The organism is Pseudomonas sp. HMSC076A11, from assembly GCF_001810205.1.
GTDB lineage: Bacteria > Pseudomonadota > Gammaproteobacteria > Pseudomonadales > Pseudomonadaceae > Pseudomonas > Pseudomonas aeruginosa.
This window is the reverse complement of the sequence record NZ_KV800312.1, coordinates 58864-81724: the sequence shown is the minus strand read 5'-3', so window position 1 is coordinate 81724 and position 22861 is coordinate 58864. Positions and strand designations below refer to the sequence as shown.

Genomic DNA, 22861 nt, shown 5'->3' with positions numbered 1-22861 from the left:
AAGAAGAACGAAGTCGGCCGCGCGAGGCCGGCCACTGGGAAAGGTGGACAGATGCAGGCGTTGCGCAGTGGTGGGGGACGGGTCCTGGTGGGCGTGCTGGCGGCGGGCCTGGTCGCCTTCGGCGGTTGGGCATGGCTCGGCGGCGACGCCGGGGCGAAGGCGGCGCCCGCGCCGGCCAGGGTCCCGGTGAACGTGGCGCGGGTGGAGCGGCGCGACGTCGAGCAACAGGTCAGCGGCATCGGCACGGTGACTTCGTTGCACAACGTGGTGATCCGCACCCAGATCGACGGCCAGTTGACCCGCCTGCTGGTGAGCGAAGGGCAGATGGTCGAGGCGGGCGAGTTGCTGGCGACCATCGATGACCGCGCCGTCGTCGCCGCGCTGGAGCAGGCGCAGGCCTCCAGGGCGAGTAACCAGGCCCAGCTGAAATCCGCCGAGCAGGACCTGCAACGCTACCGCAGCCTGTATGCCGAGCGTGCGGTGTCACGCCAACTGCTGGACCAGCAGCAGGCGACGGTCGACCAGTTGCGCGCGACCCTGAAGGCCAACGATGCCACCATCAACGCCGAGCGGGTGCGCCTGTCCTACACCCGGATCACCTCGCCGGTATCCGGCAAGGTCGGTATCCGCAACGTCGATGTCGGCAACCTGGTGCGGGTCGGCGACAGTCTCGGCCTGTTCAGCGTGACCCAGATCGCACCGATCTCCGTAGTCTTCTCCCTGCAACAGGAACAGTTGCCCCAGTTGCAGGCGCTGCTCGGCGGCGAGGCGGCGGTGCGCGCCTACAGCCGCGACGGCGGGAGCGCGCTGGGCGAGGGCCGGTTGCTGACCATCGACAACCAGATCGACAGTTCCACCGGCACCATCCGCGTGCGCGCCTCCTTCGATAACCGCCAGGCCCGGCTCTGGCCCGGGCAGTTCGTCGCGGTGAGCCTGCACACCGGGGTCCGGCGCGACCAGTTGGTGCTGTCGAGCAAGGCGGTGCGCCGCGGCCTGGAGGGCAATTTCGTCTACCGGGTCGCCGCCGACCGGGTCGAGGCGGTGCCAGTGCGGGTGCTCCAGGACATCGACGGCCTCAGTGTGGTGGAAGGCCTGGCCAGCGGTGACCAGGTGGTGGTGGACGGCCACTCGCGGCTGATGCCAGGCGCCCTGGTCGATATCCAGGAGCCGCGCCCGAGCCTGGCCCAGGCCACGGAGCGGCGGCCGTGACGCCGCGCGCCGGGATTTCCGGCTGGTGCGTACGGCACCCGATCGCCACCGCGCTGCTGACCCTGGCCTCGCTGCTGCTGGGGCTGCTGGCGTTCCTCCGGCTCGGCGTGGCGCCGTTGCCGGAGGCGGACTTCCCGACCATCCAGATCAACGCCTTGCTGCCCGGCGGTAGCCCGGAAACCATGGCCTCGTCGGTGGCCACCCCCTTGGAAGTGCAGTTCAGCGCGATTCCCGGGATCACCGAGATGACCTCCAGCAGCGCCCTGGGCACCAGCACCCTGACCCTGCAGTTCAGCCTCGACAAGAGCATCGACGTCGCCGCCCAGGAGGTCCAGGCGGCGATCAACGCCGCGGCCGGGCGGCTGCCGGTGGACATGCCGAACCTGCCGACCTGGCGCAAGGTCAACCCGGCGGACAGCCCGATCATGATCCTGCGGGTCAACTCGGAGATGATGCCGCTGATCGAACTCAGCGATTACGCCGAGACCATCCTCGCCCGCCAGCTCAGCCAGGTGAACGGCGTGGGGCAGATCTTCGTGGTCGGCCAGCAGCGCCCGGCGATCCGCATCCAGGCCCAGCCGGAGAAGCTCGCCGCCTACCAGCTGACCCTGGCCGACCTGCGCCAGTCGTTGCAGTCGGCCAGCGTCAACCTGGCCAAGGGCGCGCTCTACGGCGAGGGGCGGGTGTCGACCCTCGCGGCCAACGACCAGTTGTTCAACGCCAGCGACTATGACGACCTGGTGGTCGCCTACCGCCAGGGCGCGCCGGTGTTCCTCAAGGACGTGGCGCGGATCGTCTCGGCGCCCGAGGACGACTACGTGCAGGCCTGGCCGAACGGCGTGCCCGGGGTGGCGCTGGTGATCCTGCGCCAGCCTGGGGCGAACATCGTCGATACCGCCGACGCGATCCAGGCCGCGCTGCCACGCCTGCGCGAGATGCTCCCGGCGACCATCGAGGTAGACGTGCTCAACGACCGCACCCGGACCATCCGCTCGTCGTTGCACGAGGTCGAACTGACCCTGCTGCTGACCATTGGCCTGGTGGTGCTGGTGATGGGCCTGTTCCTCCGCCAGCTGTCGGCGACCCTGATCGTCGCCACGGTGCTGGCGGTGTCCCTGAGCGCCAGCTTCGCGGCGATGTACGTGCTCGGCTTCACCCTCAACAACCTGACCCTGGTGGCGCTGATCATCGCTGTCGGCTTCATCGTCGACGACGCCATCGTGGTCGTGGAGAACATCCACCGACACCTGGAAGCGGGCGCCTCGAAGGTCGAGGCGGCGCTCAAGGGCGCGGCGGAGATCGGCTTTACCGTGATTTCCATCAGCTTCTCGCTGATCGCCGCGTTCATTCCCCTGCTGTTCATGGGCGGGATCGTCGGCCGGCTGTTCCGCGAATTCGCGGTCAGCGTGACGGTGGCGATCCTGATCTCGGTGGTCGCTTCGCTGACCCTGGCGCCGATGCTGGCTTCGCGCTTCATGCCGGCATTGCGGCATGCCGAAGCGCCGAGAAAGGGCTTCGCCGAATGGCTGACCGGCGGCTACGAACGCGGCCTGCGCTGGGCGCTCGGGCACCAGCGGCTGATGCTGGTCGGCTTCGCCTTTACCGTGCTGGTGGCGGTGGCCGGCTACGTCGGGATTCCCAAGGGTTTCTTCCCCTTGCAGGACACCGCCTTCGTCTTCGGCACGAGCCAGGCTGCCGAGGATATCTCCTACGACGACATGGTCGCCAAGCACCGGCAACTGGCCGAGATCATCGCCAGCGACCCGGCGGTGCAGAGCTACAACCATGCGGTGGGCGTCACCGGCGGTAGCCAGAGCCTGGCCAACGGACGTTTCTGGATCGTCCTCAAGGACCGTGGCGAGCGCGATGTCTCGGTCGGCGAGTTCATCGACCGGCTGCGCCCGCAACTGGCCAAGGTGCCGGGAATCATGCTCTACCTGCGCGCGGCGCAGGACATCAACCTCAGTTCCGGACCCTCGCGGACCCAGTACCAGTACGCCCTGCGCAGCAGCGACAGCACCCAGCTGGCGCTCTGGGCGCAACGCCTCACCGAGCGCCTGAAGCAGGTGCCGGGGCTGATGGATGTGTCCAACGACCTGCAGGTCGGCGCCAGCGTCACCGCGCTGGACATCGACCGGGTGGCCGCGGCGCGTTTCGGCCTCAGCGCCGAGGATGTCAGCCAGACCCTCTACGACGCCTTCGGCCAGCGCCAGGTCGGCGAGTACCAGACCGAGGTCAACCAGTACAAGGTGGTCCTCGAACTCGATGCGCGCCAGCGCGGCCGCGCGGAAAGCCTGGACTGGTTCTACCTGCGCTCGCCGCTGAGCGGCGAGATGGTCCCGCTGTCGGCCATCGCCAAGGTCGCGGCGCCGCGCTCCGGGCCGCTGCAGATCAACCACAACGGCATGTTCCCGGCGGTCAACCTGTCCTTCAACCTGGCTGCCGGGGTGTCTCTCGGCGAGGCGGTGCAGGCGGTGCAGCGCGCCCAGGAGGAGATCGGCATGCCCTCGACCATTATCGGCGTGTTCCAGGGCGCGGCGCAGGCCTTCCAGAGTTCGCTGGCCTCGCAACCGCTGCTGATCCTCGCCGCGCTGATTGCGGTGTACATCATCCTCGGCGTGCTCTACGAGAGTTTCGTGCATCCGCTGACGATCCTTTCGACCCTGCCCTCGGCGGGGATCGGCGCGGTGTTCCTGCTCTGGGCCTGGGGCCAGGACTTCTCGATCATGGCGCTGATCGGCATCGTGCTGCTGATCGGCATCGTCAAGAAGAACGGCATCCTCATGGTCGACTTCGCCATCGTCGCCCAGCGCGAGCAGGGCATGAGCGCGGAGCAGGCGATCTACCAGGCCTGCCTGACCCGTTTCCGGCCGATCATGATGACCACCCTGGCCGCGCTGCTGGGCGCGATACCCCTGATGATCGGCTTCGGCACCGGTTCCGAGCTGCGCCAGCCTCTGGGCATCGCGGTGGTCGGCGGGCTGCTGGTGAGCCAGGTGCTGACCCTGTTCAGCACGCCGGTGGTATACCTGGCCCTGGAGCGGCTGTTCCACCGGCGCGGGGCGACGACCTCGGACGGCGGAACCGCTGGGGCGACGGCGACATGAGGCGTAACGGACACGGCTTTCCTGGACGGCGGCGCGTGGCTAGGATGCAGGCAGGCATGCGTCCCGCCCGGGATGCGAAGGCGAACAGAGGATCGGGCGATAGATGCGGGTACTGATTGTCGAGGACGAGGCGAAGACGGCGGACTACCTGAACCGTGGCCTCAGTGAACAGGGGTTCACCGTGGACCTGGCGGACAACGGCATCGACGGTCGCCACCTGGCGCTCCATGGCGAGTACGACGTGATCGTGCTCGACGTGATGCTGCCGGGCGTCGACGGCTACGGCGTTCTGCGGGCGTTGCGCGAGCGGCGGCAGACCCCGGTGATCATGCTCACCGCGCGCGAGCGCGTGGAAGACCGGGTGCGCGGGCTGCGCGAGGGCGCCGACGACTACCTGATCAAGCCGTTCTCCTTCCTCGAACTGGTTGCCCGCCTGCAGGCCCTGACCCGGCGCGGCGGCAACCACGAAAGCCATTCGCAGATGCGCATCGCCGACCTGTCCATCGACCTGCTCAGCCGCAAGGTCTTCCGCGGCAACACTCGCCTGGAGCTGACTGCCAAGGAGTACGCGCTGCTCTGCGTGCTGGCCCAGCGCAGCGGCGAGATCCTATCGAAGACGGCGATCGCCGAACTGGTCTGGGACATCAACTTCGATACCGATACCAATGTCGTGGAGGTGGCGATCAAGCGCCTGCGCGCCAAGCTCGACGGTCCGTTCGAGAACAAGCTGCTGCATACCATCCGGGGCATGGGCTACGTCCTGGAGAACCGTGCGCTGGCGGAGTCGGGCTGAGGTGGGCATGTCCTTGTCGACCCGCCTGGCGGGAATGTTCGCCGGCGCCGCGGTGGTGATCTTCGCCCTCATCGGCACCATGCTCTATTGCATCCTCGACCGCCAGACCGAGCGCCTGCAGCAGGGCGAGGTGGACGTGCGCTTCAACATGGTCTCGCGGATGCTCGACCATCCCGACCTGGCCGAGCGCTGGCCGCACCTGCAGGGCAAGCTGGACAACCTGAGCCAGGAGTACGAGCTGATCCGTTTCTGGATCGACAGCGACGACCCGCGCTATCACTACGGGCGCTTCAGCGAACCGGTGCAGCGGCTGATCGCCGATGGCGCCGGCCGCTACGAACTGGAGTTGCCGGAGCACCGGTACGCGCTGACTGCGCGGGTCGGCGTGTTGCCGGCGCGCGAGGGGCGGCCGCGGCTGACCTACGTCACCGCCATCGACAGCGCGGCGTTCCACGAGGCGCGGACCTCCACCCTGAAATGGCTGCTCGGCCTGTCCGCCCTCGGTGTGCTGCTGGCCTCGTTGCTTGGCCACTGGATCGCCCGCCTGGGCCTGTGGCCGGTGCATCGGCTCTCCGAGGAGGCCCGGCGGATCAGCCCGCGGCAGTTGTCGCAGCGCTTGCAGCTCTCGCCGCTGCCGGCCGAGCTGCGCGAGCTGGTGGGGGCGTTCAACGGCGCCCTGGACCGCCTGGAGCAAGCCTACGTGCGCCTGGAGTCGTTCAATGCCGACGTCGCCCACGAGCTGCGCACGCCATTGACCAACCTGATCGGCCAGACCCAAGTGGCGTTGTCCCGCGAACGCAGCGGCGAACATTACGAAGAGGTCCTGCAATCCAACCTGGAGGAGTTGGAGCGGCTGCGGGCGATCGTCAACGACATGTTGTTCCTCGCCCGCGCCGACCAGGGACGCCTGGCCTGCGAGCGCGAGGAAACCTCGCTGGCCGGCGAGATCGCCACCACGGTAGATTTCCTCGAGGTGATCTTCGACGAGGCCGGGGTCGGTATCGAGGTGCGCGGCGAGGCCCGCGCGCTGGTCGAGCGCGCCCTGTTCCAGCGGGCGGTGACCAACCTGCTGTACAACGCCGCCCAGCACACCGCCGCCGGCGGCACGCTGCGGGTCGGCGTCGAGCGGCGTGGCGACGAAGTGCGGGTGGCGGTGAGCAACCCCGGCGTGCCGATCGCCGACGAGCACCGCAGGCACCTGTTCGAGCGCTTCTATCGGGTCGACGCGGCGCGCAGCAACAGCGAGGCCAACCATGGCCTCGGCCTGTCCATCGTCAAGGCGGTGGCGAGCATGCACGGCGGTTCGGTGTTCGTCGACAGCGCGGACGGCTGGAACACCTTCGGCTTCACCGTGCTGAGCCCCGAGCGACGCGGGCCCGGCGACCGCTTGCCGCTGGGCGAGGGCGATCCGGCGCTGTCCTGAGCGGGCCCTCAGGCGTCGTGCGGCGGGCGGGTCTTCTGGCGGAGGATATAGATGCTGACCAGTACCGCGCTGGTCAGCATGAAGCCCTGGGCCCAGGGGCGTCGGACCAGGTAGCAGGAAAGGGCGATGCTGGCCCACATCAGGCCGATGGCGTAGACCTTGCCCTTGAGCGGGATGCCTTCGCCGTCGAGATAGTCGCGGATCCACGGGCCGAGCCGTGGATGGCCGACCAGCCAGTGGTAGAAGCGCGGCGAGCTGCGCATGAAGCAGGCCGCCGCGAGGAGCAGGAAAGGCGTGGTCGGCAGCACCGGCAGGAAGATGCCGATCACGCCCAGGGCTACGCTTAGGAAACCCACGGCCTGGAGGCTATAGCGCACCCAGGCGCGAGCGCTCGGGCGAATTTCCCGCTGCGCCACCGCGGCGCTCCTTAGTGCGTGCGCGGCTTGAGCAGGGCGGGCTTTTCTTCCGGCGCCTGGCAGAGCAGGAACAGGTTGGTCAGCAGGTCGGGAATCTGCGCGACCATGTCGTCCACCAGGTGGCGGTCGCGGGCGATCTCGTCGAACTCGGGCTGCTCGTCGAACAGGCCGGAGCCGACCATGATCGGCAGCAGCAACTCGCTGACTTCCTCCTCGGCCTGCTCGAACCAGACTTCCTCGCGAAGGAACACGCCTTCCATGAAGCCGATGCACCAGCCGCGCAGGTCGGAGTCGTCCGGCTCGTCGCCGAGGTCGAGGTCGCAGGGCAGCTCAAGGTCTTCGTCGCTGGCCAGCACGCGGGTGATGTGCGCCTTGAGCTGCTCGAGGGAAGTCTCGATCTCCTGGCGCTCCTCATCGCTGCGGTAGTGCGGCGGTTCGGCGAACAGGGCGTCGATCCACTCCCGCTCCGGCACCTGCTCCGGGCAGATGGAGAGGGCGGTCAGGTAGCCGTGGGTCGCCACGTAGTCCAGCGCTTCTTCGTGCAGGTCATCGGCATCGAGGAAGGCTTGCAGACGGGACAGTTTTTCGGCGAAGGACATCAGGGTACTACCTCGGGAGGGATGCGGCTCTGGATTGTAGTCCAGACGGGACCTGCGGGCAAAGCGAGCGTGCCTGCTGCGGCGCCCTGGCGAGCGTTTCACGGACGCTCTCGGCGAAGTTGGCCCGGACCTTGCTCCATCCCTTGCGCAAGCCACGATGCAATCCCTTCGCAAATGGAGAATTCCCATGGCCGTCGCCCCTGGTGTGTTGTTGCCGCCGACGCCTGATGTAAAGCCCAAGGCCGCTGCGCCGAAGAGCCAGCAGAAAACGCCTGAGCCCAGTAACGACAAGACTTCCAGCTTCTCCGACATGTATGCCAAGGAGACCGCGAAGAAGCCCGCCGAGCGCGCTGACGGTCCCGCGAAGGGTTCGCGGGACAAGCCACGGGACGCCGGCAAGGACGCCGTCGAAGCGCAGCCGACGGATGCCGCCAGGCAGCCGGCCGTTGCCGAAGACGGCAAGCCTTTGCCGGCCGACGGCCAGGCCAAGGCCGACGGCGAAGATAAAGTCGAAACGCCGGTCGATCCGCTGCAACTGCTCGGCCTCGGCGGCGCCGTGCCGATGCTCGACGAGAATACCCAGGCGACTTTGCTGCCGCCGGCCGTGCCGACGGCCAGCAGTGCTCCGGCCAGCCTTACCGAAGCCAGCAGCGACCCGACCCTGGTCAAGCTCAACGGCGTGCCGGCGGTGAACATGGCCCTGGAGCAGGGCGCCCAGGACGCCGCGCAGACGGCGAAAGGCGGGCCGGCGAAGAGCGCCGATCCCCGCCAGGCGAACCTCGGCGATGCCCTTGCCGGCCTGACCTCGGATTCCTTGACCAAGGCCGTCGACGGCAAGGCGCTCGAGGCCCAGTTGCAGCAGACCGCCGAGCCGGCCGTCGCCAGCGCCGCCTCCGAGAGCCTGCTGGAGAGCAAGGCGGAACCCCGCGGTGAACCTTTCGCGGCCAAGCTCAACGGGCTGACCCAGGCCATGGCGCAACAGGCCCTGACCAACCGTCCGGTGAACGGCACGGTGCCCGGCCAGCCGGTGGCGATGCAGCAGAACGGCTGGAGCGAGGCGGTGGTGGACCGGGTGATGTGGATGTCCAGCCAGAACCTGAAGTCGGCGGAGATCCAGCTCGACCCCGCCGAGCTGGGACGCCTGGACGTGCGCATCCACATGACCGCCGACCAGACCCAGGTGACCTTCGCCAGTCCCAACGCCGGCGTTCGCGACGCCCTGGAAAGCCAGATGCACCGGCTGCGCGACATGTTCAGCCAGCAGGGCATGAACCAGCTCGACGTGAACGTCTCCGACCAGTCGCTGGCGCGGGGCTGGCAGGGCCAGCAGCAGGGCGAGGGCGGATCGGCGCGCGGACGCGGCTTGGCCGGCGAGGCCTCGGGCGATGAGGAAACCCTCGCCGGAGTCAGCGAGATCCGCAGCCGGCCGGGTGCGTCGGCGGCGCGCGGTCTGGTCGACTACTACGCCTGAGGCGAACGACTGCATTTCCCCTTTGGGCCTCCTGCGGGAGGCCTTTCTTTTTCCGGAGCGGGCAATTTCGCAAAAGACGGGGATGATTTCCTGTGGCCAGGCTGTAATATCCGCGCCGTCTATCATCTCGGACAGCCCTCCGGGGCTGGTCCCAGGAGGCGGGGCGGCGTTGCAGAAATGGCACAACCCTTGCTCTGCCCCTGTGAAACCCTTCATTTGACGCTATAGCGACGGATTTTTGGCATGGCTAAGAAAGAGGCGACACCCGCCGACGCGGGGGCTCCGAGCGGCGGCAAGAGCAAGCTGAAGCTGATCCTGCTGATCGTGGTCGGCCTGCTGCTGGCGATCGGCCTGTCGGTGGGCGGCACCTGGTTCTTCCTCAGCAAGTCGCTGAAGGCCGAGAAGACCGAGGAAGTCGCCAGCGAGGCGGCGAAGCCGGGCAAGCAGCCGGCGCTCTACGAGATCCTGGCGCCGGCCTTCGTCGTCAACTTCAACCAGAACGGCCGGCAGCGCTACATGCAGGTCGGCGTCGCGTTGATGGGGCGCGACAAGGCGCAGATGGACGCATTGCGCGAGCACATGCCGCTGGTTCGCAATAAACTGGTGATGCTGTTCTCGAGTCAGAGTTTCGACTCGCTGGTGACTCCGGTGGGCAAGGAAATGCTCCGCCAGCAGGCGACCGCCGGATTGCAGGAACTGGCCAAGAAGGAAACCGGCCAACTGGCTATCGAACAAGTGTTGTTCACCAATTTCGTGCTGCAGTAGGTATCCCATGGCCGTGCAAGATCTGCTTTCCCAGGATGAAATCGACGCGCTGTTGCACGGCGTCGACGATGGCCTGGTGGAAACCGAAGTCGAGGCGACGCCGGGATCGGTCAAGTCCTATGACCTGACCAGCCAGGACCGCATCGTCCGGGGCCGCATGCCGACCCTGGAGATGATCAACGAGCGTTTCGCCCGCTACACCCGCATCAGCATGTTCAACCTGCTGCGCCGTTCGGCCGACGTCGCGGTCGGCGGCGTGCAGGTGATGAAGTTCGGCGAGTACGTGCACTCGCTGTACGTTCCCACCAGCCTCAACCTGGTGAAGATGAAGCCGCTGCGCGGCACCGCGCTGTTCATCCTCGACGCCAAGCTGGTGTTCAAGCTGGTGGACAACTTCTTCGGCGGCGACGGCCGCCACGCCAAGATCGAGGGCCGCGAGTTCACCCCGACCGAACTGCGGGTGGTGCGGATGGTGCTGGAGCAGGCCTTCGTCGATCTGAAGGAAGCCTGGCAGGCGGTGCTGGAGATGAACTTCGAGTACGTCAACTCGGAGGTCAACCCGGCCATGGCCAACATCGTCAGTCCCAGCGAGGTGGTGGTGGTCTCCACCTTCCACATCGAACTGGACGGCGGTGGCGGCGACCTGCACATCACCATGCCCTATTCGATGATCGAGCCGATCCGCGAGATGCTCGACGCCGGTTTCCAGTCCGACCACGACGACCAGGACGAGCGCTGGATCAAGGCCCTGCGCGAGGACGTGCTGGACGTCCAGGTACCGCTCGGCGCCACCGTGGTCCGCCGCCAGCTCAAGCTGCGCGACATCCTGCACATGCAGCCGGGCGACGTGATCCCGGTGGAGATGCCGGAACACATGGTGATGCGCGCCAACGGCGTGCCCGCCTTCAAGGTCAAGCTGGGCGCCCACAAGGGCAACCTGGCGCTACAGATTCTCGAAGCGGTCGAGCGCTCGCGCTGACCGCTTCCCCCGGAGGAAAGACGAACCATGGCAGACGAAGAAAAAGTGACCACCGAGGAACAGGCACTGGCCGACGAGTGGGCGGCGGCGCTGGCCGAGGCGGGCGACGCCAGCCAGGACGACATCGATGCGCTGATGGCCCAGGGCGGCGCGACTCCCGTGGCGGAGCCGAGTACCCCGCGGGCGCCGATGGAAGAGTTCGGCGCTTCGCCGAAGGCACCGACCATTTCCGGCCTGGAGGGGCCCAACCTGGATGTGATCCTGGACATCCCGGTGACCATTTCCATGGAGGTCGGGCATACCGACATCAGCATCCGCAACCTGCTGCAGCTCAACCAGGGGTCGGTGATCGAACTCGATCGCCTGGCCGGCGAGCCGCTGGACGTACTGGTCAACGGCACCCTGATCGCCCACGGCGAGGTGGTGGTAGTGAACGAGAAGTTCGGCATCCGCCTGACCGACGTGATCAGTCCCAGCGAACGCATCAAGAAGCTGCGCTGACATGCGTCGCTACCTGTTCGCCGGCTTCCTGCCGGCACTCGCCTCGCTGAGCGCGCCGCTGTGCGCCGCCGAGGGGACGACGGGTGCCGCCGCGCCGACGGTGGGCGCCGCTTCCGGCGCCGCCGCGCAACTGGCCCAACTGGTGCTCGGCCTGGGCCTGGTGATCGGCCTGATCTTCCTGCTCGCCTGGCTGGTGCGCCGGGTGCAACAGGCCGGTCCGCGCGGCAACCGCTTGATCCGCACCCTTGCCAGCCAGCCGCTGGGTCCGCGCGACCGGCTGGTGCTGGTGCAGGTCGGTGAGGAGCAGATCCTGCTCGGCCTGACGCCCGGCCGGATCACGCCGTTGCACGTGCTCAAGGAGCCGGTACACCCGCCGGACGGCGAGCCGGCCACGCCGGAATTCGCCCAGCGCCTGCTGGAGCTGCTGAACAAGGACCCCAAGGGCAAGCCATGACTCCGCGCATCTCCCTGGCCGGCGCGCTCGCCGCGCTCTGCCTTCTGCTGCTGGCGCCGTGGCCGGCGCTGGCCGCCGACCCGACATCGATCTCGGCGATCACCGTGACCACCAACGGCCAGGGCCAGCAGGAGTATTCGGTCAGCCTGCAGATCCTGCTGATCATGACCGCGCTGAGCTTCATCCCGGCGTTCGTCATGCTGATGACCAGCTTCACCCGGATCATCATCGTCTTCTCCATCCTGCGCCAGGCGCTGGGCCTGCAATCGACGCCGTCGAACCAGGTGCTGGTGGGGCTGGCGCTGTTCCTGACCATGTTCGTCATGGCCCCGGTGTTCGACAAGATCAACAGCCAGGCCCTGCAGCCCTACCTGAACGAGCAGATTCCCGCCCAGGAAGCCCTGCAAAAGGCCGAGGTACCGCTGAAGGCGTTCATGCTGGCGCAGACTCGCACCTCCGACCTGGAGCTGTTCGTCCGCCTGTCCAAGCGCACCGACATCGGCAGCCCGGAGGCGACGCCGCTGACCATCCTGGTCCCGGCCTTCGTCACGTCCGAGCTGAAGACCGCGTTCCAGATCGGCTTCATGATCTTCATCCCGTTCCTGATCATCGACCTGGTGGTGTCCAGCGTGCTGATGGCGATGGGCATGATGATGCTGTCGCCGCTGATCATTTCCCTGCCGTTCAAGATCATGCTGTTCGTCCTGGTGGATGGCTGGGCGCTGATCATCGGGACGCTGGCGGGCAGTTTCGGCACCGTCTAGCGGTGCCGCCGGCTTGACGCGCCGCTGGCGCGCTGGAGAGAGACATGACCCCTGAGGTGGCACTCGACCTGTTCCGCGAGGCGTTGTGGCTGACGGCGATGATCGTCGGCGTGCTGGTGGTTCCGAGCCTGCTGGTCGGTCTCGTGGTGGCGATGTTCCAGGCCGCCACCCAGATCAACGAACAGACCCTGAGCTTCCTGCCGCGCCTGATGGTGATCCTGCTCACCCTGATCGTGCTGGGTCCCTGGCTGCTGCGGCAGCTGATGGAATACACCCAGACGCTGATCGGCAACATCCCGCTGCTGATCGGCTGATGCTGGAGCTGACCAACGCGCAGATCGGCGGCTGGATCGCCAGCTTCGTGCTGCCGCTGTTCCGGGTCGCGGCGCTGCTGATGACCATGCCGGTGATCGGCACCCAGCTGGTGCCGGTGCGGGTGCGACTGTACCTGGCGCTGGGCGTCTGCGTGGTGCTGGTGCCGAACCTGCCGCCGATGCCGCAGGTGGACGCGCTGAGCATGAAGGCCATGCTGCTGATCGGCGAGCAGATCCTGGTCGGCGCCTTGCTCGGCTTTTCCCTGCAGTTGCTGTTCCACGCCTTCGTGATCGCCGGGCAGATCATCTCGATGCAGATGGGCCTGGGCTTCGCTTCCATGGTCGACCCGGCCAACGGCGTCTCGGTGCCGGTGCTCGGCCAGTTCTTCACCATGCTGGTGACGCTGCTGTTCCTGGCGATGAACGGACACCTGGTAGTGTTCGAGGTAATCGCCGAGAGCTTCGTCACCCTGCCGGTGGGCGAGGGCCTGAGCGGCAACCATTTCTGGATCATCGCCGGCAAGCTCGGCTGGGTGATGGGCGCGGCACTGCTGCTGGCGCTGCCGGCGATCACCGCGCTGCTGGTGGTGAACCTCGCCTTCGGCGCCATGACCCGCGCGGCGCCGCAACTGAACATCTTCTCCATCGGCTTTCCGTTGACCCTGGTGCTGGGCCTGGTGATCCTCTGGATCGGCACCGCCGACCTGCTCAGCCAGTACCAGGTGCTGGCCGGCGAGGCCCTGCAATTCCTCCGTGAACTGGTGCGGGCGAAATAGCCATGGCCGAGAGCGAAAGCGGGCAGGACAAGACAGAGGAACCCACGGAGAAACGCCGCCGCGAGGCGCGCGAGAAAGGGCAGTTGCCGCGTTCGCGGGAGCTGAACACCCTGGCCATCCTCATGGCCGGCGCCGGCGGCCTGCTGATCTACGGCGCCGACCTGGCGGGCGCCCTGTTGCGCCTGATGCGCAGCAATTTCGAGCTGTCCCGGGAAACCGCGATGAATACCGAGAGCATGCTGCAATTGCTCGGCGCTTCGGCCTACCTGGCTGCCCAGGGGCTCTGGCCGATCCTGCTGATGCTGCTGGTGGCGGCGATCGTCGGGCCGATCGCCCTCGGCGGCTGGCTGTTCTCGATGGACGCCCTGCAACCCAAGTTCAGCCGGCTCAACCCGCTGTCGGGGCTGAAGCGGATGTTTTCCGCCAAGTCGCTGCTCGAACTGAGCAAGGCGCTGATCAAGTTCCTGGTGGTGCTGGCGGTGGCCCTGCTGGTGCTCTCCGCCGACCGCGACGCCCTCCTGGCGCTGGCGCACCAGCCGCTCGAGCAGGCGATCCTGCACAGCGTGCGGGTGGTCGGCTGGAGCGCCTTCTGGATGGCCTGCAGCCTGCTGCTGATCGCCGCGGTGGACGTGCCCTACCAGATCTGGGACAACCGCCAGAAGCTGCTGATGACCAAGCAGGAAGTCCGCGACGAATACAAGGACTCCGAGGGCAAGCCCGAGGTCAAGTCGAAGATCCGCCAGATGCAGCGCGAGATGGCGCAGAGACGGATGATGGCGGCGGTGCCGGAGGCCGACGTGGTGATCACCAACCCGACCCACTTCGCCGTAGCCCTGAAGTACGACCCGGCGGGCGGCGGGGCGCCGCTGCTGCTGGCCAAAGGCAACGATTTCCTGGCCCTGAAGATCCGCGAGGTGGCCCAGGAGCACAAGGTGATGGTCATGGAGTCGCCGGCGCTGGCGCGAGCGGTGTACTACTCCACCGAGCTGGACCAGGAGATTCCCGCCGGGCTCTATCTCGCCGTGGCCCAGGTGCTGGCCTATGTCTACCAGCTCAAGCAGTACCAGGCCGGCAAGGGCAAGCGGCCGAGCCCGTTGAAGGACCTGCCGATCCCGCCGGACCTGCGTCGCGACGAGTGACCTGGCTGGAGCTACGCGCCGCGCTGTGGCAGCCTTGGCCGATACCCGCTTGGGATGAGAGCTTTGCCGTTCATGGATCGAACCTTGTCTGATCGTATTTTCCCGCCTGTCCTCCTGTTGCTCGCCCTGGCCTGGCTGCTGCCCTGGATGCCTGCGCACGCCGAAGCGCCGGCGGAATGGGTCGCCTTGCCCCTGTCGGAGCGGGTGGTGGATGCCACCCACACGCTGGACGAGGCGACGCGCCAACGCCTGGTGGAGAAGCTCGAGGCGCTGGAGCGGCGACGCGGTGCGCAGATCGCGGTGGTGATGCTGCCGACTACCGGTACCCTCGATATCGAAGCCTTCTCCGACAAGTTGTTCCAGGCCTGGAAGCTCGGCCGCAAGGCGGTCGACGACGGTCTGCTGCTGGTGGTGGCCAAGGATGACCGGCGCATGCGCATCGAGGTCGGCTACGGCCTGGAGGGTGCGGTGCCCGATGTGGTCGCCGGACGGATCATTCGCGAGCGGATGGCCCCGGCATTTCGCGAGGGCGACTACGCCGGCGGGATCGAGGCCGCGGTGGACGAGCTGATCCGCCTGGTCGACGGCGAAACGCTGCCGGCGGCCGCGTCGTCGGGTGCGCCGAAAGTCTCGCTGGGGCAATTGCCGGCGGAAGCCTGGGCGCTGCTGGTCGCCTTCATCTACGGATCGTTGGCCGGAGTGCTGTTGAGTGCCCGGGCGCTGCGCTGGCCCTGGCTGCTCGGCGGGGCGCTGCTCTGCTGGCTGTTGGGCACGCTGGCCGGCGCTTCCGGCGAATGGATGAGCGTGCTGCTGGTCGCTCCGCTGTGCATGCTGGTCGGCGGCGCGACCTTCGGCGCGCTGTGGACGGTGCGCCCGGCCTTCTACCTAGTGATCGGCGTACTGGTCTATGTAGCCCTGCTCGGGCTGGCGGCGCATTGGTTCAGCGCGGTGTCCTTCATCTACGGCCTGCTGTGGCCGGCCGGGGTGCTGATGCTGGCGGTTCTCTGCTGGTCGAACTACCGCCTGATGCGCTCGCTGTGGCGCGAGCGGCGGAAAAGTTTCCACCGCCGACTATGGGCGTTGCTGGCGGCCTACCTGCTGCTCGGATTGCTGTCCGGTGGCCTGGACGCACCGCTGGTCTGGCTGGCCCTGCTACCGTTCCAGCTCATGCTCGGGCTGCTGGTGTTCGGCCAGGTACGCCTGAGTGGGGGTGGTGGAGGCTCGTCGGGAAGCTCCGGCGGCGGTTCCTCCTCCTCTTCCTCCTCGTCGTCCGGCGGCTTTTCCGGGGGCGGTGGTTCCAGCGGCGGAGGCGGTGCCTCGGGCAGTTGGTAATGGGTTCCCGTTCATTTCATTCGGAGACAAGGATGTCTGCAATCACGCGTTATCTCGCCATGCTTCGCCTGTTCGGCATGCTGCTCTGCGCCGCCGCGATTCCCTCCGTTGCCACCGCGACGGTGCCGGTCACCGTCGCGGTGGCAGCGTCCGATGTCGAGGAGGAGGCCGTGGAGGCATCGGCGGTCGGCGCCGAGGCCGAGGCAGCGCGCGATGCGGGCTACGAGTCCGCGGAGGTTCCAGCGCTGGCGCGGCGGGTGACCGACCTTACCGCGACCCTCGACGCCGCCGAGCGTGCCCGCCTGGAAGCTTCGCTGGCCGCGCTGGAGGCCCGGAAGGGTGCCCAGGTAGCGATCCTGATGGTGCCCAGCACCTATCCGGACAGCATCGAGGCCTATGCGACGCGGGTCTTCGAGGCGTGGAAGCTGGGGCGCAAGGGGATCGATGACGGCGTCCTGGTGCTGGTGGCGAAGGACGACCGGCGCATGCGCATCGAAGTCGGCTATGGCCTGGAAGGAACGATCACCGACATCGATGCCGGGCGGATCATCCGCGAATACATGACCCCTGCGTTCCGTCAGCAAGACTACGCCGGCGGCCTGGAAGCGGCGGCGCAGCGCCTGGTACGACTGATCGACGGCGAGGCGTTGCCGCCGCCGCCGCGCGACCCGCTGGAGCCCGGCGCGGTACGGCAGACCCTGGCTATCGCATTCCTGCTCGGCGCTCTCGGCGGGGTGGCGCTGCTGGTACGTCCGCGCGCCTGGTACTGGACCCTGGGGGCGGTAGTGGCGCTCGCTGCGGCGCTGGCACTGGGGCGGCACTGGCCGGCAGGGGCGATGGTGGCGCTGGCGGAGATGGTGGCGGTCCTGGGCGTCGGCTTCGGCGCGTTGCTCAAGTATTCGCGCGGTGCCCGCTGGTTCTTCGCCATTCTTGTGCTCTATGCGCTGGGGCTGTTCTGGGCCTACCGCCGTTATGGCCTGCCGGTGCTCCATTACGGATTGGCCGTGCCGCTTTCGCTGGGACTGACCCTGCTGATGCTGGCCGGTGCCTGGCAGGGGCTGCGCAGAGGACGGCGCTGGGCCTACCTGCCGGGCCTGCTCGGCCTGCTGCTGACCCTGGCCCTGGAGTGCCTGCTGTTGCTGGTGGACGACCCGCTGAACAGCATCGAGGCGCTGATCATCCTGCCCGCCGCTTGCCTGCCGCTGCTCATCGGTTGCAATTTCAGCGCCGGCGGCTCGGGGGGAGGGCGTCGACGCGGCGGCGATTACGCTAGCTCATCGGGTTCCTCGTCGTCCAGTTCGTCCAGTTCGTCTTCGGACTCGTTCTCCGGCGGCGGAGGCTCGAGTGGCGGCGGTGGCGCCTCCGGTAGTTGGTGATTGGCGAAAACCCTTTTCAATCAATGAATTGAAAAGTTGGAACGGTTCCTGCAATGACCCGCCCGACGCGCATTCCGGCGTCAAAAGTTTGTTCGGCGCCCACCCACGGGCGCCATACGCAGGGCAGGGGAGTCGAGAGTGGATCGCACGCAACTGATCAGCAATGTGCGCAGCAACCTGGCGGGACTGGGGCGCGGCAGCCTCGGCGTGCCGGTCCTGCTGCTGGCCATGCTGGCGATGATGACCCTGCCGATCCCGCCATTCCTGCTGGACGTGCTGTTCACCTTCAACATCGCCCTGTCCATCGTCGTCCTGCTGGTCTGCGTGTACGCCCTGCGGCCGCTGGACTTCGCCGTGTTCCCGACCATCCTGCTGGTGGCGACCCTGTTGCGCCTGGCGCTGAACGTTGCTTCGACCCGCGTGGTGCTGCTCCACGGCCACGACGGCCATGGCGCCGCAGGCAAGGTGATCCAGGCCTTCGGCGAAGTGGTGATCGGCGGCAACTACGTGGTCGGGGTGGTGGTGTTCGCGATCCTCATGATCATCAACTTCGTGGTGGTGACCAAGGGCGCCGGGCGGATTTCCGAAGTCAGCGCGCGCTTCACCCTGGATGCCATGCCCGGCAAGCAGATGGCCATCGACGCCGACCTCAACGCCGGCCTGATCGAGCAGGAGGAAGCCAAGAAGCGCCGCAGCGAGGTGGCCCAGGAGGCCGACTTCTACGGTTCGATGGACGGTGCCAGCAAGTTCGTCCGCGGCGACGCCATCGCCGGCCTGCTGATTCTCTTCATCAACCTGATCGGCGGCGTCGCCATCGGCATGATCCAGCATTCGATGTCCTTCGGCGATGCCGGCAAGGTCTACGCCCTGCTGACCATCGGTGACGGCCTGGTGGCACAACTGCCGTCGCTGCTGCTGTCGACCGCGGCGGCGATCATGGTGACGCGGGTCTCCAGTTCCGAGGACATGGGCCAGCAGGTCAACCGGCAGATGTTCGCCTCGCCCAAGGCGCTGGCGATTTCCGCGGCGATCCTGATCGCCATGGGCGCCGTGCCGGGCATGCCGCATGTTTCCTTCATCGGCCTCGGCGCCCTGGCCGGCGCTGCCGCCTACTGGATCTGGCACCGGCAGAACAAGGCCAAGCAGGTCGCCGAGCAGGAGGTGCAGCGCCAGCAGGAGCTGCTGCCGGCGCAGCGCGCCCAGGAGGTCAAGGAACTGGGTTGGGACGACGTCACCCCGGTGGACATGGTCGGCCTGGAAGTCGGCTACCGGCTGATCCCGCTGGTCGACCGCAACCAGGGCGGGCAACTGCTGGCGCGGATCAAGGGCGTACGCAAGAAGCTGTCCCAGGAGCTGGGCTTCCTGATGCCCTCGGTGCACATCCGCGACAACCTCGACCTGCTGCCCAACGCCTACCGTCTGACCCTGATGGGGGTCAGTGTGGCCGAAGCGGAGATCTATCCCGATCGCGAGCTGGCGATCAACCCCGGCCAGGTATTCGGCAGCCTCAACGGCATCGCCGGCAAGGACCCGGCCTTCGGCCTGGAGGCGGTATGGATCGAGCCCGGCCAGCGCGACCAGGCGCAGTCGCTGGGCTACACCGTGGTGGATGCGAGCACCGTGGTCGCCACTCACCTGAACCAGGTGCTGCACAAGCACGCCCACGAGCTGCTGGGCCATGAAGAAGTGCAACAGCTCCTGCAATTGCTCGCGCGCAGCTCGCCGAAGCTGGCGGAAGAGCTGGTGCCGGGGCTGATTTCCCTGTCCACCCTGCTCAAGGTCCTGCAGGCGCTGCTCCAGGAGCAGGTGCCGGTGCGCGACATCCGTACCATCGCCGAGGCCATCGCCAACGTCGCTCCACGGAGTCAAGATCCCGGCGCGATGGTCGCCGCGGTTCGCGTCGCGTTGTCCCGCGCAATCGTGCAAAGCATTGTCGGGCTTGAGCCGGAGCTGCCTGTGATCACGCTCGAGCCGAGGTTGGAACAGATTTTGCTGAACAGCATGCAGAAGGCCGGACAAGGCTCCGAGGACGGCATGTTGCTGGAGCCGGGGATGGCCGAGAAGCTGCAACGCTCGCTGATCGAGAGCGCGCAACGCCAGGAGATGCTCGGTAAGCCGGCGATCCTGCTGGTTGCCGGACCGATCCGCTCGATGATGTCGCGCTTCGCGCGGATGGCGGTGCCCAGCATGCATGTGCTGGCCTACCAGGAAATCCCGGACAACAAGCAAGTCACCATCGTCGCGACGGTGGGACAGAACTGAACGAGGGCTGCGCCGGCTCCAGGGCCGGCACACCGGGCAACCTGAGGTTGCCGGCAAGACTACTGAACTGAGGGGTTCGGGCAATGCAAGTCAAACGCTTCTTCGCCGCCGATATGCGCCAGGCCATGAAACTGGTCCGCGACGAACTGGGTCCGGACGCCGCGATTCTCGGCAACCGCCGGGTCGCCGGCGGCATCGAGCTGACCGCGGCGTTGGATTACCAGGCCCCGCCGGCGCCGAGCAAGCCCAACCCGGCGCTGGAAGTGGAGCTGCGCAAGACCCAGGCGCGGATCGCCGAGGCGCGCGCCGAGTTGACGGCGCGTCCGGCGGAAACCCAGCGCAAGGACCGTCAATTGTTCGCCGAGGAGAAGCCGGCGCGTCCGACCCTGGCCGAGTCCATGACGGCGGCGCAGGCCAAGCCCCAGGCGGGCGGCCAGACCCTCGAGGCAATGCGTTTCGAACTGAACGGCCTGCGCGAGCTGATCGAGGTACAACTGGGTTCCATCGCCTGGGGCCAGTTGCAGCACCAGCGTCCGCAGCAGGCCAATCTCTGGCGGCGCCTGCAGCGCATGGGCTTGCCGGCGGAGCTGAGCAAGCCGTTGCTGGAGCGGGTCGCCGCGGTGGGCGATACGCGCCAGGCCTGGCGCATGCTGTTGGCGCACCTGTCGCGTGCCGTGCAGACCCCCGAGCAGGACCCGCTCGACGCGGGCGGCGTACTGGCCCTGGTCGGCCCGGCAGGCGCCGGCAAGACCACCACCCTGGCGAAGATGGCCGCGCGCTACGTCCTCAAGTACGGCGCCCAGAGCCTGGCGCTGGTGAGCATGGACAGCTACCGGATCGGCGCCCAGGAGCAGATCAAGACCCTCGGTCGGATCCTCAACGTACCGGTGACCCTGGTCGATCCCGGCCAGTCGCTGATCCAGGCCCTGGCGCCGCTGGCGCGCAAGCGCATGGTGCTGATCGATACCGCCGGCCTGCCGGCCAGCGACCCGGCATTGCGCATGCAGCTCGAGGCACTGGCGTCGCCGAGCCTGAACGTGAAGAATTACCTGGTGATGGCCACCACCAGCCAGAGCCAGGTGCTCAAGTCGGCCTACCAGACCTATCGGCACTGCGGGCTGGCGGGTTGCATCCTGACTAAGCTGGACGAGGCGGGCAGCCTCGGTGAATCGATGGCGCTGGCTATCGCCCAGCGTCTCCCGGTAGCCTATCTGGCGGATGGGCCGCGGATTCCGGACGACCTGCAGGTGGCGCGCAGTCACCAACTGGTCAGCCGGGCGGTGAGCCTGCAGGCACCGGAAGAGCCCAGCGAGGACGCCATGGCCGAGATGTTCGCCGGGCTCTACCAGCAACCGGCGCGGCGTGCCGGCTGAGGACGTGGGAAGAACCGCGCGTGGCGCGGGTGACGGAAGCGAAGGTGGCTTCCGCCGGGCCGGGAGCGATGGCGCATCGTTCCCGCCAATACCGGAGAGCGCTGGAAGGGGCGTTCCGGGAAGACGACAACACAAGGTATGAAGCAGATGGGTAGCATGCATCCCGTACAGGTGATCGCAGTAACTGGCGGCAAGGGCGGCGTCGGCAAGACCAATGTGTCGGTGAACCTGGCACTGGCTCTGGCCGATCTCGGCCGTCGCGTCATGCTGCTGGATGCCGACCTCGGCCTGGCCAACGTCGACGTCCTGCTGGGACTCACGCCCAAGCGCACCCTGGCCGACGTGATCGAGGGACGCTGCGAACTGCGCGATGTCCTCCTCCTCGGTCCCGGTGGCGTGCGCATCGTTCCCGCGGCCTCCGGCACGCAGAGCATGGTGCACCTCTCGCCGATGCAGCATGCGGGGCTGATCCAGGCGTTCAGCGATATCAGCGACAACCTCGATGTCCTGGTCGTCGACACTGCCGCCGGGATCGGCGATTCGGTGGTCAGTTTCGTCCGCGCCGCGCAGGAGGTGCTGCTGGTCGTCTGCGACGAGCCGACCTCGATCACCGATGCCTACGCCCTGATCAAACTGCTCAACCGTGACCACGGCATGACCCGCTTCCGGGTCCTGGCCAACATGGCCCACAGCCCGCAGGAAGGACGCAACCTGTTCGCCAAACTGACCAAGGTCACTGACCGTTTCCTCGACGTCGCACTACAGTATGTAGGTGTCATCCCTTACGACGAGTCGGTACGCAAGGCCGTGCAGAAACAGCGAGCCGTATACGAGGCATTCCCCCGCTCGAAGGCGTCCCTGGCCTTCAAGGCGGTCGCGCAGAAGGTCGATAGCTGGCCGCTGCCGGCCAACCCGCGCGGGCACCTGGAGTTCTTCGTCGAACGACTGGTCCAACACCCCGCGACAGGTTCGGCCGTATGACAGCGGCCTCTGGAGTGCGTATGTATAGCAAGGCGCAAGCGCAGAACTCCCAGGAGCAACTGATCCAGCGTTACGCACCACTGGTCAAGCGCATCGCCTATCACCTGCTCGGCCGCCTGCCGGCCAGCGTGCAGGTGGAGGACCTGATGCAGGCCGGCATGATCGGCCTGCTCGAGGCCGCGAAGAAATACGACGCCGGCAAGGGCGCCAGCTTCGAGACCTATGCCGGCATCCGCATCCGCGGGGCCATGCTCGACGAGGTCCGCAAGGGCGACTGGGCGCCGCGTTCGGTGCACCGCAACACGCGCATGGTGACCGACGCGATCCGCGCGATCGAGGCGAGAACCGGGCGCGACGCTAAAGATCACGAAGTTGCTGCCGAACTCCAATTGAGCCTCGAAGATTACTACGGCATCCTCAGCGACACGCAGGGCAGCCGCCTGTACAGCTTCGACGACCTGTTGCAGGACGGCGAACATGGATTGCCGGAAGACACCAGCCTCAGTCACAACGAACCGATCCACGGCCTGCTCGACGAACGTTTCCAGGCGGCCCTGGCGGATGCCATCGCCAAGTTGCCGGAGCGCGAGCGCCTGGTGCTGGCGTTGTATTACGACGAGGAACTCAACCTCAAGGAGATCGGCGAGGTACTGGGCGTCAGCGAATCGCGGGTCAGCCAGTTGCACAGCCAGTGCGCCGCGCGTTTGCGCGCGCGCCTGGCCGATTGGCGGTCGGCCTGAACCGGCCTCGACCGCAGCTTGTAACCGTTAACGCAAAAGAATGTGTGGCGCGTCCCCTGGGGCGCGCTCTGGTCTGTACGGAGGTTT

The 22861-nt window shown here is 67.2% G+C and carries 21 protein-coding genes; 19 read left to right on the top strand and 2 right to left on the bottom strand.

Features of this window, described 5'->3' with window-relative positions:
- Positions 1 to 51 precede the first annotated feature (51 nt).
- From mexM to HMPREF2716_RS18135, 4 genes are all read left to right on the top strand, one after another.
- Entirely contained in the window at positions 52 to 1209 is a 1158-nt protein-coding gene (mexM, locus tag HMPREF2716_RS18150) for a multidrug efflux RND transporter periplasmic adaptor subunit MexM (RefSeq protein WP_003140285.1), read from the top strand.
- Positions 1206 to 4316, top strand: coding sequence for a multidrug efflux RND transporter permease subunit MexN (mexN, locus tag HMPREF2716_RS18145; protein WP_003133233.1), 3111 nt, complete (start codon positions 1206 to 1208; stop codon positions 4314 to 4316). The genes mexM and mexN overlap by 4 nt, the downstream gene beginning before the upstream one ends.
- Before the next feature lie 103 nt (positions 4317 to 4419).
- Positions 4420 to 5109, top strand: coding sequence for a heavy metal response regulator transcription factor (locus HMPREF2716_RS18140; RefSeq protein WP_003083028.1), 690 nt, complete (start codon positions 4420 to 4422; stop codon positions 5107 to 5109).
- Complete coding sequence (locus tag HMPREF2716_RS18135; RefSeq protein ID WP_003083034.1) at positions 5087 to 6532, top strand: sensor histidine kinase; 1446 nt, start codon at positions 5087 to 5089, stop codon at positions 6530 to 6532. Before HMPREF2716_RS18140 ends, HMPREF2716_RS18135 begins: the two co-directional genes overlap by 23 nt.
- Positions 6533 to 6540: 8 nt before the next feature.
- On the opposite strand, the gene HMPREF2716_RS18130 is transcribed toward HMPREF2716_RS18135, so the two are convergent.
- Positions 6541 to 6948 carry a YbaN family protein gene (locus HMPREF2716_RS18130; RefSeq protein WP_003087079.1) on the bottom strand — a complete coding sequence of 136 codons (408 nt, stop codon included), beginning with the start codon at positions 6946 to 6948 and terminating at the stop codon, positions 6541 to 6543.
- Positions 6949 to 6959: 11 nt separating this feature from the next.
- Complete coding sequence (locus HMPREF2716_RS18125) at positions 6960 to 7547, bottom strand: UPF0149 family protein (RefSeq protein ID WP_003083037.1); 588 nt, start codon at positions 7545 to 7547, stop codon at positions 6960 to 6962.
- A 187-nt stretch (positions 7548 to 7734) separates the two neighbouring features.
- On the opposite strand from HMPREF2716_RS18125, the gene HMPREF2716_RS18120 reads away from it, so the two are divergent.
- The 15 genes from HMPREF2716_RS18120 to fliA all read left to right on the top strand — a co-directional run bounded on the left by HMPREF2716_RS18120 (position 7735) and on the right by fliA (position 22774).
- Entirely contained in the window at positions 7735 to 9018 is a 1284-nt protein-coding gene (locus HMPREF2716_RS18120; RefSeq protein ID WP_003162984.1) for a flagellar hook-length control protein FliK, read from the top strand.
- A gap of 243 nt (positions 9019 to 9261) precedes the next feature.
- On the top strand, positions 9262 to 9783 hold the full coding sequence (fliL, locus tag HMPREF2716_RS18115; protein ID WP_003083042.1) for a flagellar basal body-associated protein FliL: 522 nt from the start codon (positions 9262 to 9264) through the stop codon (positions 9781 to 9783).
- Positions 9784 to 9790: 7 nt separating this feature from the next.
- On the top strand, positions 9791 to 10762 hold the full coding sequence (gene fliM, locus HMPREF2716_RS18110) for a flagellar motor switch protein FliM (RefSeq protein ID WP_003083045.1): 972 nt from the start codon (positions 9791 to 9793) through the stop codon (positions 10760 to 10762).
- Between the two features lie 27 nt (positions 10763 to 10789).
- Positions 10790 to 11263 (top strand): flagellar motor switch protein FliN, encoded by a 474-nt coding sequence (fliN, locus tag HMPREF2716_RS18105; protein WP_003083049.1) that lies wholly within the window; start codon positions 10790 to 10792, stop codon positions 11261 to 11263.
- Between the two features lies 1 nt (position 11264).
- Positions 11265 to 11717 (top strand): flagellar biosynthetic protein FliO, encoded by a 453-nt coding sequence (gene fliO / locus HMPREF2716_RS18100; protein ID WP_070621974.1) that lies wholly within the window; start codon positions 11265 to 11267, stop codon positions 11715 to 11717.
- Entirely contained in the window at positions 11714 to 12481 is a 768-nt protein-coding gene (gene fliP / locus HMPREF2716_RS18095; RefSeq protein ID WP_003083052.1) for a flagellar type III secretion system pore protein FliP, read from the top strand. The genes fliO and fliP overlap by 4 nt, the downstream gene beginning before the upstream one ends.
- Positions 12482 to 12525: 44 nt before the next feature.
- Positions 12526 to 12795 carry a flagellar biosynthesis protein FliQ gene (fliQ, locus tag HMPREF2716_RS18090; RefSeq protein WP_003083053.1) on the top strand — a complete coding sequence of 90 codons (270 nt, stop codon included), beginning with the start codon at positions 12526 to 12528 and terminating at the stop codon, positions 12793 to 12795.
- Positions 12795 to 13571, top strand: coding sequence for a flagellar biosynthetic protein FliR (fliR, locus tag HMPREF2716_RS18085; protein WP_003083054.1), 777 nt, complete (start codon positions 12795 to 12797; stop codon positions 13569 to 13571). Before fliQ ends, fliR begins: the two co-directional genes overlap by 1 nt.
- 2 nt (positions 13572 to 13573) lie before the next feature.
- On the top strand, positions 13574 to 14710 hold the full coding sequence (gene flhB / locus HMPREF2716_RS18080; protein ID WP_003083056.1) for a flagellar biosynthesis protein FlhB: 1137 nt from the start codon (positions 13574 to 13576) through the stop codon (positions 14708 to 14710).
- Between the two features lie 72 nt (positions 14711 to 14782).
- On the top strand, positions 14783 to 16042 hold the full coding sequence (locus tag HMPREF2716_RS18075) for a TPM domain-containing protein (protein ID WP_003083057.1): 1260 nt from the start codon (positions 14783 to 14785) through the stop codon (positions 16040 to 16042).
- 32 nt (positions 16043 to 16074) lie between these two features.
- Positions 16075 to 17418: a TPM domain-containing protein gene (locus HMPREF2716_RS18070; protein WP_010793988.1), complete on the top strand. Its 1344-nt coding sequence runs from the start codon at positions 16075 to 16077 to the stop codon at positions 17416 to 17418.
- A gap of 138 nt (positions 17419 to 17556) precedes the next feature.
- A complete protein-coding gene (gene flhA, locus HMPREF2716_RS18065) occupies positions 17557 to 19680 on the top strand; it encodes a flagellar biosynthesis protein FlhA (RefSeq protein WP_003083059.1) in 2124 nt (707 codons plus the stop codon).
- 83 nt (positions 19681 to 19763) lie between these two features.
- A complete protein-coding gene (gene flhF / locus HMPREF2716_RS18060) occupies positions 19764 to 21053 on the top strand; it encodes a flagellar biosynthesis GTPase FlhF (protein ID WP_014603119.1) in 1290 nt (429 codons plus the stop codon).
- 138 nt (positions 21054 to 21191) lie between these two features.
- The gene (fleN, locus tag HMPREF2716_RS18055) at positions 21192 to 22034 is read left to right on the top strand and encodes a flagellar synthesis regulator FleN (protein WP_003083064.1); all 843 of its coding nucleotides are present in this window, start codon (positions 21192 to 21194) and stop codon (positions 22032 to 22034) included.
- Positions 22031 to 22774 carry an RNA polymerase sigma factor FliA gene (fliA, locus tag HMPREF2716_RS18050; protein WP_003083070.1) on the top strand — a complete coding sequence of 248 codons (744 nt, stop codon included), beginning with the start codon at positions 22031 to 22033 and terminating at the stop codon, positions 22772 to 22774. Before fleN ends, fliA begins: the two co-directional genes overlap by 4 nt.
- Positions 22775 to 22861 lie beyond the last annotated feature (87 nt).